The sequence below is a fragment of the Curtobacterium sp. MCPF17_050 genome (genome assembly GCF_003224435.2).
Taxonomy (GTDB): domain Bacteria; phylum Actinomycetota; class Actinomycetes; order Actinomycetales; family Microbacteriaceae; genus Curtobacterium.
In genome coordinates this window covers 149,439-163,629 of the sequence record NZ_CP126250.1, presented here as the reverse complement: position 1 = coordinate 163,629, position 14,191 = coordinate 149,439, and the positions used below count along the sequence as shown (strand labels likewise).

Annotated in this window: 15 protein-coding genes; 2 read left to right on the top strand and 13 right to left on the bottom strand. The window is 71.1% G+C overall.

Annotated elements, in window-relative coordinates; genetic code table 11:
* Window positions 1-12: 12 nt before the first annotated feature.
* Window positions 13-555: an amino-acid N-acetyltransferase gene (locus tag DEJ34_RS00780; RefSeq protein ID WP_181419499.1), complete on the bottom strand. Its 543-nt coding sequence runs from the start codon at window positions 553-555 to the stop codon at window positions 13-15.
* A 125-nt stretch (window positions 556-680) separates the two neighbouring features.
* Between DEJ34_RS00780 and DEJ34_RS00775 the strand changes: the two genes are divergently transcribed.
* The gene (locus tag DEJ34_RS00775; protein WP_110900856.1) at window positions 681-1,133 is read left to right on the top strand and encodes an SRPBCC family protein; all 453 of its coding nucleotides are present in this window, start codon (window positions 681-683) and stop codon (window positions 1,131-1,133) included.
* Window positions 1,134-1,271: 138 nt separating this feature from the next.
* On the opposite strand, the gene DEJ34_RS00770 is transcribed toward DEJ34_RS00775, so the two are convergent.
* Window positions 1,272-3,794, bottom strand: a complete 2,523-nt coding sequence (locus DEJ34_RS00770) for an ATP-dependent Clp protease ATP-binding subunit (protein ID WP_110900855.1) — start codon at window positions 3,792-3,794, stop codon at window positions 1,272-1,274.
* Between the two features lie 237 nt (window positions 3,795-4,031).
* Between DEJ34_RS00770 and DEJ34_RS00765 the strand changes: the two genes are divergently transcribed.
* A complete protein-coding gene (locus DEJ34_RS00765) occupies window positions 4,032-4,964 on the top strand; it encodes an NAD(+)/NADH kinase (protein ID WP_110825662.1) in 933 nt (310 codons plus the stop codon).
* 178 nt (window positions 4,965-5,142) lie between these two features.
* Here DEJ34_RS00765 and DEJ34_RS00760 read toward each other — a convergent pair whose 3' ends face one another.
* From DEJ34_RS00760 to folP, 11 genes are all read right to left on the bottom strand, one after another.
* Window positions 5,143-6,195, bottom strand: coding sequence for a sigma-70 family RNA polymerase sigma factor (locus DEJ34_RS00760; RefSeq protein ID WP_110825663.1), 1,053 nt, complete (start codon window positions 6,193-6,195; stop codon window positions 5,143-5,145).
* A 342-nt stretch (window positions 6,196-6,537) separates the two neighbouring features.
* Window positions 6,538-6,669, bottom strand: coding sequence for a hypothetical protein (locus DEJ34_RS00755; protein ID WP_258368190.1), 132 nt, complete (start codon window positions 6,667-6,669; stop codon window positions 6,538-6,540).
* Window positions 6,670-6,849: 180 nt separating this feature from the next.
* Window positions 6,850-7,053, bottom strand: a complete 204-nt coding sequence (locus DEJ34_RS00750) for a hypothetical protein (protein WP_110910713.1) — start codon at window positions 7,051-7,053, stop codon at window positions 6,850-6,852.
* Between the two features lie 77 nt (window positions 7,054-7,130).
* A complete protein-coding gene (gene lysS / locus DEJ34_RS00745; RefSeq protein WP_181422185.1) occupies window positions 7,131-8,675 on the bottom strand; it encodes a lysine--tRNA ligase in 1,545 nt (514 codons plus the stop codon).
* A gap of 73 nt (window positions 8,676-8,748) precedes the next feature.
* Window positions 8,749-9,441 carry a Rossmann-like and DUF2520 domain-containing protein gene (locus DEJ34_RS00740; RefSeq protein WP_110910781.1) on the bottom strand — a complete coding sequence of 231 codons (693 nt, stop codon included), beginning with the start codon at window positions 9,439-9,441 and terminating at the stop codon, window positions 8,749-8,751.
* Window positions 9,438-11,255 carry a PH domain-containing protein gene (locus DEJ34_RS00735; protein WP_110910714.1) on the bottom strand — a complete coding sequence of 606 codons (1,818 nt, stop codon included), beginning with the start codon at window positions 11,253-11,255 and terminating at the stop codon, window positions 9,438-9,440. The genes DEJ34_RS00740 and DEJ34_RS00735 overlap by 4 nt, the downstream gene beginning before the upstream one ends.
* 6 nt (window positions 11,256-11,261) lie before the next feature.
* Complete coding sequence (locus DEJ34_RS00730; RefSeq protein ID WP_110825666.1) at window positions 11,262-11,783, bottom strand: PH domain-containing protein; 522 nt, start codon at window positions 11,781-11,783, stop codon at window positions 11,262-11,264.
* A gap of 50 nt (window positions 11,784-11,833) precedes the next feature.
* Window positions 11,834-12,310 carry a DUF3180 domain-containing protein gene (locus DEJ34_RS00725; RefSeq protein ID WP_146232834.1) on the bottom strand — a complete coding sequence of 159 codons (477 nt, stop codon included), beginning with the start codon at window positions 12,308-12,310 and terminating at the stop codon, window positions 11,834-11,836.
* Window positions 12,307-12,843 carry a 2-amino-4-hydroxy-6-hydroxymethyldihydropteridine diphosphokinase gene (gene folK, locus DEJ34_RS00720; protein ID WP_110910716.1) on the bottom strand — a complete coding sequence of 179 codons (537 nt, stop codon included), beginning with the start codon at window positions 12,841-12,843 and terminating at the stop codon, window positions 12,307-12,309. Before folK ends, DEJ34_RS00725 begins: the two co-directional genes overlap by 4 nt.
* Complete coding sequence (gene folB / locus DEJ34_RS00715) at window positions 12,840-13,232, bottom strand: dihydroneopterin aldolase (RefSeq protein ID WP_110889509.1); 393 nt, start codon at window positions 13,230-13,232, stop codon at window positions 12,840-12,842. Before folB ends, folK begins: the two co-directional genes overlap by 4 nt.
* The gene (folP, locus tag DEJ34_RS00710) at window positions 13,229-14,191 is read right to left on the bottom strand and encodes a dihydropteroate synthase (protein WP_181420312.1); all 963 of its coding nucleotides are present in this window, start codon (window positions 14,189-14,191) and stop codon (window positions 13,229-13,231) included. Before folP ends, folB begins: the two co-directional genes overlap by 4 nt.

The window sequence follows — 14,191 nt, the reverse complement described above, 5'->3', positions numbered from 1 at the left end:
GGGGTGGAGCCGTCAGAGGATCTTCAGCATGCGGGTGTTGCCGAGGGTGTTCGGCTTGACCCGGGCCAGGTCGAGGAACTCCGCGACCCCTTCGTCCGACGAGCGGACGAGTTCGGCGTACACCTCGGGCGGGACGACGGTCTCGCCGATCTCGAGGTACCCGTGCTTCGCGAAGAAGTCGACCTCGAAGGTCAGACAGAAGATCCGCGCGATGCCGAGCTCCCGGGCGTCGTGTTCGAGCGCTTCGAGCATGCGATGGCCGACCCGCTTGTGGATCCAGTCCTGGTCGAGCGCGAGTGTGCGGACCTCGGCGATGTCGTCCCAGAACACCGCGAGGGCACCGCAGCCGATCGGCACGCCGTCCGGTCCCTCGGCGATCCGGAACTGCTGGATCGAGCCGTACAGGACGACGTTCTCCTTGCCGAGCAGGATCCGCCGGTCGACGTACGGCGCGATGAGCCGCTGGATGTGCGGGACGTCGGACGCCAGGGCGGGGCGCACCAGGATCCCGTGCTCGTCCCGTTCGGAGAACGCATGCCGTCCGTGCTCAGTCATCCGCCACAGCCTACGGCGCGGGCGACGATCGGGCCGCGTCATCGGGGGACACACACCGGGACGTCCCACAGCCGCACCGGCCTACCGTCCCAGGTACACCAGTACGACGAGCAGGAGGAGCACCAATGCCCCAGATCATCGAGACCGTCGACGTCAACGTCCCCGTGCGTGCGGCCTACGACCAGTGGACCCGCTTCGAGGAGTTCCCCACGTTCCTGGACGAGGTCGAGAAGATCGTCCAGGTCGACGACACCACCACCGACTGGACCGTCAAGGTCGCCGGCCAGGAGCGTTCGTTCCGCGCCGTCATCTCCGAGCAGCACCCGGACGAGCGCGTCGCGTGGACCGTCAAGGACGGCGAGACCGAGCACGCCGGTGTCGTCACCTTCCACAAGCTCTCGGACGCCGAGACCCGCGTCACCGTGCAGATCGACTGGGAGCCCTCGGGCATCCTCGAGAAGCTCGGCTCCGCGGTCGGCGTCGGCGGTCACGCCGTCAAGAAGGACCTGCAGAACTACAAGGAGCGCGTCGAGGCGGCCCCCACGGCCGACGGCTGGCGCGGTGACGTCCAGGCGTAGGACGCACCCGCAGCGCTGACAGGAGGCGCGGTACCGCTCGGTACCGCGCCTCCTGTCATGTCCGCTCTGCTCCCACACGGACGGGAGGCCCGGTACCAGCTGGTACCGGGCCTCCCGTCTGTGACGTGCCTGGGCTGACTAGCCCTCGACCTCGCCGGTCGGCGCCTCGGGCGCCTTCTCGAGCGAGGGGGCGCCGGCGAGGACCTCTTCGCGACCCGGCTGACGCCCGGTCTCGAACTGGAACGCACCGTCCGCGAAGTCGACCTTCACGTGGTCACCGGCGGTGAGCTCACCCTGCAGGATGTGCTCGGACAGCTGGTCCTCGACCTCGTGCTGCATCGCGCGGCGCAGCGGTCGTGCACCGAGGGCGGGGTCGAACCCGACCTTGATGAGCTGCTCCTTGGCCGACAGCGACAGCTCGACGGTCATGTCGCGGTCGAGCAGACGGTCCGACAGACGCTTCACGAACAGGTCCACGATCTGCAGCAGCTCGGACTGCGAGAGCTGCGGGAACACGATCGTGTCGTCGACGCGGTTCAGGAACTCGGGCTTGAAGTGCTTCTTGAGCTCCTCGTTCACCTTCGAGCGCATGCGGTCGTAGCCGACGGCCGAGTCACCCTCGACCTGGAAGCCCACCGGACCACCGGCGATGCCCTGCGAACCGAGGTTCGTGGTCATGATGATGACGGTGTTCTTGAAGTCGACCACGCGGCCCTGACCGTCGGTCAGGCGACCCTCTTCGAGGACCTGCAGCAGCGAGTTGAAGATGTCCGGGTGGGCCTTCTCGATCTCGTCGAACAGGACCACGGAGAACGGCTTGCGGCGCACCTTCTCGGTGAGCTGGCCGCCCTCCTCGAACCCGACGAACCCGGGAGGGGCACCGAACAGGCGCGAGACGGTGTGCTTCTCGCCGAACTCCGACATGTCGAGGGAGATGAGCGCGCCCTCGTCGTCGAACAGGAACTCCGCGAGCGCCTTGGCGAGCTCGGTCTTCCCGACGCCCGTGGGGCCGGCGAAGATGAACGAGCCCGAGGGGCGGTTCGGGTCCTTCAGGCCGGCACGGGTGCGGCGGATGGTCTTGGAGAGTGCCGAGATGGCCTCCTCCTGACCGATGACGCGCTGGTGCAGTGCCTTCTCCATGAAGACGAGACGCGAGGTCTCCTCTTCGGTGAGCTTGAACACCGGGATGCCCGTGGCCTGCGCCAGGACCTCGGCGATGATGCCCTCGTCGACGGTGCCGGACGCGGCGACGTCACCCGCACGCCACTGCTTCTCGAGGCGGAGACGCTCGCCGAGGAGCTTCTTCTCCTCGTCGCGCAGGCTCGCGGCCTTCTCGAAGTCCTGCTCCTCGATGGCGGCTTCCTTCTGGCCGCGGACCGTCGAGATCTTCTCGTCGAACTCGCGGAGCTCCGGCGGTGCCGACAGGATCGACAGGCGCAGGCGGGCGCCGGCCTCGTCGATCAGGTCGATGGCCTTGTCCGGCAGGAAGCGGTCCTGCACGTAGCGGTCCGCCAGGTTCGCCGCGGAGACGATCGCCCCGTCGGTGATGGACACCTTGTGGAACGCCTCGTACTTGTCGCGGAGGCCCTTGAGGATGTTGATCGTGTGCGGCAGCGACGGCTCGTTGACCTGCACCGACTGGAAGCGGCGCTCGAGTGCGGCGTCCTTCTCGAAGTGCTTGCGGTACTCGTCGAGCGTGGTGGCACCGATGGTCTGGAGCTCACCGCGGGCGAGGAGCGGCTTGAGGATCGACGCGGCGTCGATCGCGCCCTCGGCGGCACCGGCACCCACGAGGGTGTGGATCTCGTCGATGAAGACGATGATGTCGCCGCGGGTGCGGATCTCCTTCGTGACCTTCTTCAGGCGCTCCTCGAAGTCACCGCGGTAGCGGGACCCGGCGATGAGCGACCCGAGGTCGAGCGAGTAGAGCTGCTTGTCCTTCAGCGTCTCGGGCACGTCGCCCTTGACGATCGCCTGGGCGAGGCCCTCGACGACGGCGGTCTTGCCGACACCGGGCTCGCCGATCAGGACGGGGTTGTTCTTGGAGCGGCGGGAGAGGATCTGCATGACCCGCTCCATCTCCTTCTCGCGCCCGATGACGGGGTCGAGCTTGCCGTCGCGCGCGGCCTGGGTGAGGTTCCGACCGAACTGGTCGAGGACCTGCGAACCCTGCTGCTGGCCGTTCTGCTGCTGCTCGCCGCCGACGGCGACCGCTTCCTTGCCCTGGTAGCCGGACAGGAGCTGGATGACCTGCTGGCGGACCCGGTTCAGGTCGGCGCCGAGCTTGACAAGGACCTGGGCTGCGACACCCTCGCCCTCGCGGATGAGGCCGAGCAGGATGTGCTCGGTCCCGATGTAGTTGTGGCCGAGCTGCAGCGCCTCGCGCAGGGACAGCTCGAGGACCTTCTTGGCGCGCGGCGTGAACGGGATGTGCCCGGTCGGCTGCTGCTGGCCCTGCCCGATGATGTCCTGCACCTGCTCGCGCACGGCGTCGAGCGAGATACCGAGCGACTCCAGCGCCTTGGCGGCGACGCCCTCGCCCTCGTGGATGAGGCCGAGGAGGATGTGCTCCGTACCGATGTAGTTGTGGTTGAGCATCTTCGCTTCTTCTTGAGCGAGGACGACAACACGACGGGCCCGGTCGGTGAATCTCTCGAACATGTGCTCTCCCTTGGCCCCGCTGGGACGGGGGCCGACAGCCGGACTCGTGTGAGTCCGGTCACGTACATCGAGACTAACCAGCGCTCCCCGTCAGGGCTGCCCCTGTTCGCCGTGGGCGTGACCTCGGTGCGTGCGGCGCACCGGCCCTGCCGGGAGGCCCGCCCCGGCTCCCGCGGACGGGTCCCGCAGGCAGGCCCGCCCGACGGTTCCGGACCGCCGCCGGGTACGATCCGCACCATGGAGCAGCCCGTCGTCGGCCTCGTCGTCCACCCGTCGAAGAACGTCCAGGAGTCCGTCGACATCCTGGACCGCTGGAACGCGTCCGGCGCGGGCCGGCTCATGGCGCGGAGCATCGACGCCGCTCGGCTCCGGAGCGACATCGACGTCGTGGACGACGACGAGTTCACCGACCGGGTCGACCTCGTCGTCGCGCTCGGTGGGGACGGCACGATGCTCGGCGCGATGCGGCTCGTCGCCCGTCGGCCCGTGCCGGTGCTCGGCGTGAACTACGGCAACGTCGGGTTCCTGGTGGAGATCGAGCCGCCCGAGCTCGAGGCCGCGCTCGAACGGCTCTCGGCCGGGCAGTACCAGCTCGAACCGCACCACGCCCTCGAGGCCCGGCTCTCCTGGGGTGGTGCCCGGACCGACTACCTGGCGTTCAACGACATCACGATCGTCCGCCGCCCCGGTGCCGGCCAGGTGTCCGCGGACCTCAGCGTCGGCGGGCTCATGTACGGGTACTACCGCGCGGACGCCGTCGTCGCGGCGACGCCCGCCGGGTCCACCGCCTACAACTACGCTGCGGGTGGCCCGGTCCTGTCCCCCGCACTGTCGGGCTCCGTCGTCACGCCGGTGGCCCCGATGGCGGGGATCGACCGCTCGGTGGTGCTCGCCGCCCGTGAGCGCTACCGGTTCGACATCGCCGAGGGCACCCGCAGCGCGGCGCTCGAGGTCGACGGGTTGGTCGTCGGCGAGGTCGCGACCGGCGCGCAGCTCGAGGTGCGGCTGCGCAAGGACGCCGGCAGCGTGGTTCGGCTCGACGCGGAACGGCACGGTCGGACCGGACGGCTCAAGCTCGGCCTCCTGGACCTGCCGCTGCGGCCGGACCAGCTCATCGAGCTCATCCCGCACGACCTGCGGCAGAAGCTGCGACGCGAGACCGAGGACTGACGCGGTCCGCGCCTCCCGGCCCGTCCCCGGCGCGTCCCCGTCGCGCGTCCCGGGGACGACGGAAGGCCCGTCCGGTTCGCACCGGACGGGCCTCATCCCATCACCCCACGGATCGTCTTCCCACGGACCGACCCGGATCCCCTGGCCGGCCCGTACGGGCCGACCGGAGTCTGCTGACCTACTCGGTCAGGTACAGCTGCATGTCCTGCGAGACCGCCTTGGCGAACAGGCGCAGCTTGGCGCGCGACTCGACACGGCTCACGGCCTGACGGGTCGTGTGCACGATCTTCGAGATCTCGTCGAGCGTCATCGGCTTGTCGTCGTCCAGGCCGTAGCGCATGCGGATGACGTTGGCCTCGTCGCTCGGCAGCTCGGCGACGATGGAGCGGATGTCGCGGTGCAGGAGCGTCGTCTCGGTGAGCTCGTTCGGGCTCGCGGCGTCCTCGTCCTCGATGAAGTCACCGAGTTCGCTGTCGTCGGAGTCGCCGACGACGGTGTGGATCGAGACCGGCTCGTGCGAGCGGCCCTTGAGGTCGACGAGTTCCTCGACGCTCATGCTCAGCTCGGCGGCGACCTCGTCGGGCATCGGCGCGCGGCCGAGGTCGACGGTCAGGTCGCGCTCGGTGCGCGAGATCTTGTTGATCAGCTCGACCGTGTGCACCGGGATGCGGATCGTGCGTGCCTTGTCGGCGAGACCACGCGAGATGGCCTGGCGGATCCACCAGGTGGCGTAGGTCGAGAACTTGTAGCCCTGCGTGAAGTCGAACTTCTCGACCGCACGGACCAGCCCGAGGTTGCCCTCCTGGATGACGTCCATGAACGGCAGGCCGCGCTGCGAGTAGCGCTTCGCGATGCTCACGACCAGGCGGAGGTTCGAGGTGATCATCCGCTCCTTGGCGCGCTCACCGTCGCGGACGAGCCAGCGCAGCTCACGCTCGAGGGACTTCTCGAGGCCCGGCTCGTTGTGCAGCTTCTCCTCGGCGAACAGGCCGACCTCGATGCGGCGGGCGATGTCCGCCTCTTCCTCGGCGGTGAGGAGGGCGAGCCGGCCGATGTGACGGAGGTAGTCGCCGACCTGGTCGACGGATGCGCCGCGTACGCCGGCGAGCTGCTCGTCGGCCTCGACCTCGGCGACGGTGTCGAGGGTGGTGACCTCGGCGGAGGTGGTCTTGGTCGCTGCCTTCTTGGTGCGGCGCGAGGTGGTGCTGGGTGCGGCCGTTGCGATCGCCATGGTGACTCTCCCTGCCTGTGACGGATGGTCCTTCGTGGGCTGAGACCGAGTTTGGCGGTCGGGGGCTGTACCCCACAAACCCGCTGGATCGATTCCCAGGGATCTCCGTGGTTCACGACCGGGGGACAACCGGGCGGTACTCCGCCCCTGCCCTGCGTGCTCGCCGTCGATCGCCGCCAGGACGCGGATCGGCGCGGAATCACACGGGTGCAACTCCCGCTGAGCGTGGAGGGGGACACCTGTACCCCGGGGTGCAACGCCATCCGGACAACGGGAACGGGGTACGTCGTGCCGGATCGGGGGATCCGGTCGACGTACCCCGAAGAGGATGTCGCGGCGGTGTCACCAGGACGGTTCGAGCCACCCGTCCCTGGCCTTCGAGACCTCGTGGTCGGCGTCGCGGTCGAACTCGTCGTACTCGCTCTCGATGTCGCCGACGAGGCTGCGGGCTGTGGAGAGCTGCAGGACGGACATGCCGACGATGCTCACACGGCACGGCGACGACGGCGTGAACGACGGGTGACCGGCAGGACACCGGACGGTGCCGCGCGGACGGTGCAGCGGGAGAGCGGTCCGGACTCGTCGGCGCCGGCCGGGTCGCCCGGCGCTCGCCCGGCTACTCGGCGCTCGCCCGACTACTCGCCGCTGGCCCGACTACTCGGCGCTCGTGGGGGCCGTGGTGGCGGTGCCGCGCTCGCGCTCGAAGCGGGCGCGCTCCTCCGCCTCGATCTTCGCGTAGGCGGTGCGCTCGGTGCGGTCGGCGCGGATGATCGCGCGCATGATGAACCAGAAGATGAGCCCGAGCAGGACGGTCGGGGTCAGGGCGAAGACGATCCCACTCACGAGTCCATTCGGCACGCGTTCATGGTACCCCGCCCGGTCGGGAGGCCCGGCCTGCGTCCGACGCAGACCGGGCCTCCTCCGCGGGGTCGGGCCTACTTCACCAGCGGGAAGAGGATGGTCTCGCGGATGCCGAGGCCGGTGACGGCCATGAGCAGCCGGTCGACACCCATGCCCATGCCGCCCGACGGCGGCATCGCGTGCTCGAGCGCACGGAGGAACTCCTCGTCGACGCGCATCGCCTCCGGGTCACCGCCCGCGGACAGTCGGGCCTGCTCGACGAAGCGCTCCCGCTGCACGACCGGGTCGACGAGCTCGGAGTAGGCCGTCGCGAGTTCGAACCCGCGGACGTAGAGGTCCCACTTCTCGACGACGCCCGGACGGGTCCGGTGCTGTCGGGTCAGCGGCGAGGTGTCGACCGGGAAGTTCATCACGAACGTCGGCGCGTACAGCGCGTCCGAGTTGAAGTGCTCCCAGAGCTCCTCGACGTACTTGCCGTGGGTGGCGTGCGCGACCTCGACGCCCTCGGCCTCGGCGAGCGCCTGCAGCTCGGACAGCGGGGTCTCCGGGGTGATCTCCCGACCGGCGGCTTCGGACAGTGAGCCGTACATGTCCATGCGCGCCCACTCGCCGCCGAGGTCGTACTCGGTGCCGTCGGGCAGCGTCACGACGAGCGGTCCGCCGGTGACGGCACGAGCGGCGTTCTGCACGAGCTCCTGGGTCAGGTCGGCCATCTGCTCGTAGTCGCCGTACGCCTGGTACGCCTCGACCATCGCGAACTCGGGCGAGTGCGACGAGTCGGCGCCCTCGTTCCGGAAGTTGCGGTTGATCTCGAACACCCGGTCGATGCCGCCGACGACCGCACGCTTGAGGAACAGCTCGGGCGCGATGCGCAGGTACAGCTCGGTGTCGAAGGCGTTCGAGTGCGTGACGAAGGGTCGGGCCGAGGCGCCGCCGTGCTGGGTCTGCAGCATCGGGGTCTCGACCTCGAGGTACTCGTGCGACGTGAAGGTCTGGCGGAGCGACGACATCACGGCGGCGCGGGCCCGCACGGTCTTCCGCGCGTCCTCGCGCACGATGAGGTCGAGGTACCGCTGTCGGACCCGAGTCTCCTCGTTCAGCTCGTTGTGCAGGTTCGGCAGTGGCAGGATCGCCTTCGCCGCGATCGCCCACTCGTCGACCATGATGCTCAGCTCGCCACGACGCGAGGAGATGACGCGGCCGTGCACGAACACGTGGTCCCCGAGGTCGACGAACTCCTTCCAGCGGGCCAACGACTCGTCGCCGACCTCGGCCAGGGAGACCATCGCCTGGATGCGGGAGCCGTCACCCGCCTGCAGTGTGGCGAAGCAGAGCTTGCCGGTGTTCCGGGAGAACACGACGCGCCCGGCGACGCCGACCACGTCCTGGGTCTCCTCGCCGGTCTCCAGGTGCGCGTACTGCTCGCGGACGGCCGGGATCGTCGTCGTGATCGGCAGCTCGGCCGGGTAGGCGTCGACTCCGGACGCCAGGAGTCGCGCGCGCTTGTCGAGTCGGACCTGACGCTGCTCGCTCGTCTCCTGCTCGGCCAGTGCGGCGGCGTCGGCGACCGCGGTCTCGGCCGCGGTGTCGGTGCGTGCGGGGGCGGTCTCGTCGGTCATGCTGGTGCGGCTCCGGAGGTCGTGGGGGATCGCGTCGATGCTACCCGCCCGGCTGCGCTCCCCCCGCCGTCCCTCAGAGCGTCGACTGCCCGTCGGCCGCGGTCAGCGCGTTGTCGACGGCCGAGCGCACGAGCGCGCCGAGCACCCGCCCGGGGTGCTCCACGCCGATGCCCGCCAGCGCGCCGACGGACTGGTCGATGATCGCCGTCGAGAAGCTCACCGCCGCGCGCACCCCGTCGGCGTACGCGGGTCGGTCCCGCTCGGCGACGACGAACGGCTCGGCACCCATCTCCACGACGAGGGCCTGCGCGATGGGGAGCACCGGCGACGGCGCGGTCACGGCGCAGTACGCGTCCCGGAGCCGGGCGAGGTCCACGCTGGTCCCGGTGAACGCCATCGCGGGGTGGATCGCGAGCGGGATCGCCCCGGCGCGCATCGCCGGGGCGAGGACGTCGACCCCGTGGTCCGGGCTGGTGTGCACCACGAGCTGACCCGGCTGCCAGATGCCCGCGTCCGCCAGACCCTGCACGAGTGACGGGAGCTGGTCGTCCGGCACGGCGAGGAGCACGAGTTCGCTGCGCTCGACGAGCTCCGGCGTGCCGAGCACCGGCGCCCCGGGGAGCATCGCCTCGGCGCGGTCGCGTCCGGCTTCGGAGACGGCGGTGATGCCGACGACGGCGTGCTCGGCGTTCGCCAGGGCGGCTCCGAGCACGGGGCCGACCCGTCCGGCGCCGATGATGCCGACACCGAGACGCCCGGCCCTCATCGCAGGGCTCCCGGCCACGGGACGGTGTGCCAGCCGGGAGGCCCGTCCTGCGTCAGCCACGCGGGTGCCGGTCGACCGTCGGCGTGGCCTCCGCCGTGCGGCTCGGTCATGTGCGGCCCGGGCACGTGCGATCCGGGCGCGTGCGATCCGGCCACCTGGGGACCGTGCGCCGACGTGTCGGCGGTGGGGTGGGCCTCCTGGCCGTCGCGCCAGCGGTGCGAGGTGTCGGCGGCCGCCGCCTCGACCGCGCGCTCGGTCGTGCCGGACCAGAGCCGCTGCGCGTCACCGGCGTCGAGCGCCCCGACGCGGGCGGACACCGGACCGGAGACCGTGTGCACGTGCACCGACGCGACGCGCAGCGCGCGCTCGAGCGGTCCCTGCGTCACCTTGACGCTCTGCACGCGCGGCAGCGGGACCACGACGAGCGAGCGCCAGACGGCACCGAGCCGGAGCAACACGGCTCCGGGCACGAAGCGGTAGCCGTTGCGCGACGCGGAGAACGGGCGCAGCCACCGACCGCGACGGGGCGAGTGGACGAAACCGCCCTGGTCGCCCGTGGTCGTGAGGCTGTCGTCGACGACACCCACGGCCTTGGCCGACCCCTCGCGCAACCGCTCCATCGACGCCGCCGGTCCGACGACCGCCGCGCCGACGAGCTCCGGCAGGATGATCTCGAGCACCTGACGGACGTCGGCCGCGGTGCCGACGGGAAGCACGATCGACGAGGCCTGCTGGTTCGTCGTCGCGCCGTTGCCGGCGTTCGTCGCCCGGTTGATGCGGATGTCCCACCAGCCGAAGGGGCGCCAGAGCAGCGGCTGGGCAACGCTCACGGCGTGGATGCGGCCGGGCGGCAGCGTCTCGTTCGAGGTGGAGAACAGCCCGAAGCCGATCCGGATGCCGTCCCGGGTCTCCGCGATCGTGTACCGGAGCGACTTCGAGAACTTGCGGACGTAATAGCCGCCCGCGCCGATGACCGCCGGGAACAGCGACACGAGCAGGAAGTACTGCCCGGTCAGGCTGATGCTCACGATGATCGCGACGACGAGCAGCAGGATGGCGACCGTCGTGCCGGAGAGCAGCATCGACGCGATGAGCCGTCCGGGGTGCACCCGCACGACCCGGGTCGCGTGCACGGCCTCGGGGTCGAGCTCGGGCGCCAGGAACTCCCCCACGCGCCCGTACGCGCCTCCGGCGGCAGCGGCAGCGGCCCGCGGGTCGCGTGCCGGGTCCTTCGCGCCCGAGGCGAGGACGAGGATGCGCTGCCGGAGGTCGTCCGCGGCCTTCGCCCCCAGGTACGCGAGCTGCACGTTGGCGTCGTTGCCGGCCTGCGCCACCTCGAGCTTGGCGGTGCCGAACAGCCGCGGGATGAGCGGCCGCGAGATGTTGATGCCCTGGATGCGGTCGAGCCGGGCCTTGCGGTGCGTGCGGAACACGACGCCCGAGCGCACCTCGACGATCTCGCCCGTGACGCGGAACTCGTGCATGCGCCAGGACAGGTGGAACAGCCCGATGAGCACGAGCAACAGGACCGCGATCCCGAGCAGCACCCAGCCGACCACGCCGTGTTCGTAGACGTAGCGGACGGGGTCCCCGTCCTCCTGCGGGCCGCCCTCGCCCGGGATGAACACCTCGACGATCTGGTCGCGCAGGTTGTTGAGGACGTAGCCGAGGATGACGACCAGGAAGATGCCGCCCTTGAGCAGCGGGGTGAGCGGGTGCAGGCGGTGCCACTCGCCGTCGGTGAGGGGCGCAGCCGCTGCCGCGTCGCCCTTGCGGGGCGGCGCGGGAATCGGGGCCTCGGGTCGGAACGTCACGACGGCCTACAGCCCCGCGCGACGGGACTCGGCGAGTTCGACGAGGCGGTCGCGCAGCTCGTCGGCCTGACTCGCGGGGATGCCCGGGATCCGGATGTTCGACGAGGCCGCCGCGGTGACGAACTTCAGCTCGCTCATCCCGAGCGCCCGGTCGAGCGGGCCCCGGTTCACGTCGACGAGCTGCAGCCGACCGTAGGGCACGGCCGTGAAGCGCTGCCACATCAGCCCGCGACGCAGCACCAGGTCGTCCTCGCGCAGCGCGTACCCGATGGACCGGATGCGGCGCGGGGTGAGGACGGCGGTGACGAGCGTGACGACGGCGACGACGGCGCCGAGGACGAACCAGACGAGGCCCGCCGTGCCGCCCGTGCCGCCGCTCGCGACGCCGAGGAGCACGAGCCCCGCCGTGACGACACCGCCGACCAGGACGGTCCCGACGAGGTCGGTCCAGACCAGCTTCGCGGAGACCCGGGTCCACGTGACGTCGTGCAGACCCAGTCCGGTCTCGTCGAGGCGTTCGAGCGGCATCGGGGTCTCCTGGTCTGCGGGGATCGGTCCTCGTCGACCGGCATCACCGGTCAGGCCGTGGTGGCGCCCCGCCCGTCGTGGTCGTCCTCGTCCGGGGGCGGCGCGATGCACATCCGCTCGGCGACGAGGGCGCACACGGTGAGCACGATCCCGCCGCCGAACGCCACCGCGTTCGGCAGGGTCGAGCCTAGCGAAGGCAGGACCGACCGGGTCAGGAGGTACACGAGCAGTCCGAGGGCGAACGCGCCGAACAGCGCACCGCAGATGCTCGAGGCCTTCGCGAGGAACACCACGCGGGTCGCGTACATCGGGTCGACCCGTCGCTCGGCGCGGCCCCGGGTCTGCCGACGGATCGGCGCGGCCATGAACAGCAGCGCGATGCCGATGAACGCGAGCGTCAGGCCGAGGGGCACCGACATGAGGAGCGTCGGGGACTGCCGTGCGGTCAGGGCGGTGTCGAGGGCGAACCCGGCGACCGCGGCGACGATCGCGACGCTGACCAGCGTGGAGGCCCGCGTCGGCTTCACGAGGCGGCTCCCGCCGCCGGCGCGATCGCGTCGAACAGCCGCGGCTCGTCGACCCGCTCGGTGTCGTCGCCGAGGGCTGCGAGCAGCGCCACGATGGGTCCGCGCCCGGGCAGGACGGCGTCCGGGTCGGCGTCCGCCCACGGCGCGAGGACGAACGCGCGCTCGTGCGCCCGGGGGTGCGGCACGGTGAGCGTCGCGGTGTCGATGTGCCGGTCGTCGACGGCGATGACGTCGAGGTCGAGCGTCCGGTCGCCCCACCGGACCGTGCGCGTCCGGCCGTGCTCGTCCTCGATGCCGTGCAGGGCGTCGAGGAGCTCGTCCGGCTCGAGGTCGGTGTCGACGACCACGACCGCGTTCCGGTAGCGGGGCTTCGCCGCGTCCGGACCGTCGAGGGTCACGGCGACGGACTCGACCTCGGAACTCGACGCGATCGGACGGACCCCGGGCAGCGCGGCGATCGCTCGCGCGGCGGCACGGAGGGTGCTCCCCCGGTCGCCGAGGTTGGCGCCGAGGGCGATGACGACGCGCGTCATTCCTCTTCCTCGGTCCCGTCGGCAGCGCTCGTGCGCTCCCGACGGATCGTGATGGACACGTCCGTGAAGGGCACCGTGATCGGAGCCTGCGGCTTGTGCACGGTGACCTCGGTCGCCAGGGCCGCCCGGTGCGTCAGGACGGCCGCGGCGATGCGCTCGGCCAGGGTCTCGATGAGGTCGACCGGGTCGCGTTCGATCTCGGCGACGACCTGCTCGGCGAGCACCCCGTAGTGCACGGTCTCGGCGAGGTCATCCGAGTCGGCGGCCGCGGTGGCGTCGACCTCGACCGCGACGTCGACGACGAAGTCCTGCCCGTCGGCGCGTTCGTGCTCGAAGACCCCGTGGTTGCCGCGCGCGCGGACCCCGACGAGGCGGATGGTGTCCCTCATGATCGAGCTGCCCTCCAGGCGTCCCAGACGTCGAGTACGGCGCGGGTCGGCGCCGGGTCGTGCACGCGGACGCCCCATGCGCCGCGTTCGGCCGCGAGCAGGCTGATCGCCGCCGTGGCCAGGTCGCGCTCGGCCGGTGGCGCCCCGGCCGGACTGCCCACGCCGTCGAGGAACCGCTTCCGCGACGCGGCGACGAGCACCGGGAGCCCGATCGAGGCGAAGCGGTCGTAGCCCGCCAGGATCTCCCAGTTGTGCCGCCCCTGCTTGGCGAAGCCGAGACCCGGGTCGATGACGACCTGCTCCTGGCGGACGCCGAGGACGATGAGCTCCGCGACGCGCATCTCCACCTCGCGCCGCACCTCCTCGACCGCGTGCGTGTACTCGGCGTTCCGGTGCATCCGGTCGCTGTGGCCGCGCCAGTGCATGACGACGTAGCCGACGCCGGAGTCCGCGACGACGTGGACCATGTCCGGGTCGGCGAGTCCGCCCGAGACGTCGTTGACGATGACGGCACCGAGGTCGACCGCCCGTTCAGCGGTGCTGGCGTTCATGGTGTCGACGCTCACCGCGACGCCCTCGGCGACGAGCTGCTGCACGACCGGCAGCACACGCTGCTGTTCGACCTCGGCAGGGACCCGCTCGGCCCCGGGCCGGGTGGACTCACCGCCGACGTCGACGATGTCGGCACCGGTCGCGACGAGGGTCCGGGCGTGCTCCAGCGCCGCGTCGACGGCCAGGTGCAGGCCGCCGTCGCTGAACGAGTCGGGCGTCACGTTGAGGATGCCCATCACACGGGTGGCGTCTCCGGTGGAGCGGTCGCGGCGACGGCCGGTCACGACCTCCGGCACCGGGGAGGGTGCTCGGAGGTCGATCGCGACCGTCGCCGGTCCTGCTGCTGCTTCGCGCGCTCGACTCACCTCGGCGAGCCGACGCGACCGTCTCGTCGGCAGGTCGGTCAT

Coding starts and splice junctions, on each gene's coding strand:
- folP (WP_181420312.1), bottom strand. CDS start 14,191: ATGACCGACCTGCCGACGAGACGGTCGCGTCGGCTCGCCGAGGTGAGT.
- DEJ34_RS00775 (WP_110900856.1), top strand. CDS start 681: ATGCCCCAGATCATCGAGACCGTCGACGTCAACGTCCCCGTGCGTGCG.
- DEJ34_RS00740 (WP_110910781.1), bottom strand. CDS start 9,441: ATGAGGGCCGGGCGTCTCGGTGTCGGCATCATCGGCGCCGGACGGGTC.
- DEJ34_RS00765 (WP_110825662.1), top strand. CDS start 4,032: ATGGAGCAGCCCGTCGTCGGCCTCGTCGTCCACCCGTCGAAGAACGTC.
- DEJ34_RS00760 (WP_110825663.1), bottom strand. CDS start 6,195: ATGGCGATCGCAACGGCCGCACCCAGCACCACCTCGCGCCGCACCAAG.
- folB (WP_110889509.1), bottom strand. CDS start 13,232: ATGAGGGACACCATCCGCCTCGTCGGGGTCCGCGCGCGCGGCAACCAC.
- DEJ34_RS00780 (WP_181419499.1), bottom strand. CDS start 555: ATGACTGAGCACGGACGGCATGCGTTCTCCGAACGGGACGAGCACGGG.
- lysS (WP_181422185.1), bottom strand. CDS start 8,675: ATGACCGACGAGACCGCCCCCGCACGCACCGACACCGCGGCCGAGACC.
- folK (WP_110910716.1), bottom strand. CDS start 12,843: ATGACGCGCGTCGTCATCGCCCTCGGCGCCAACCTCGGCGACCGGGGG.
- DEJ34_RS00730 (WP_110825666.1), bottom strand. CDS start 11,783: ATGCCGCTCGAACGCCTCGACGAGACCGGACTGGGTCTGCACGACGTC.
- DEJ34_RS00770 (WP_110900855.1), bottom strand. CDS start 3,794: ATGTTCGAGAGATTCACCGACCGGGCCCGTCGTGTTGTCGTCCTCGCT.
- DEJ34_RS00755 (WP_258368190.1), bottom strand. CDS start 6,669: ATGTCCGTCCTGCAGCTCTCCACAGCCCGCAGCCTCGTCGGCGACATC.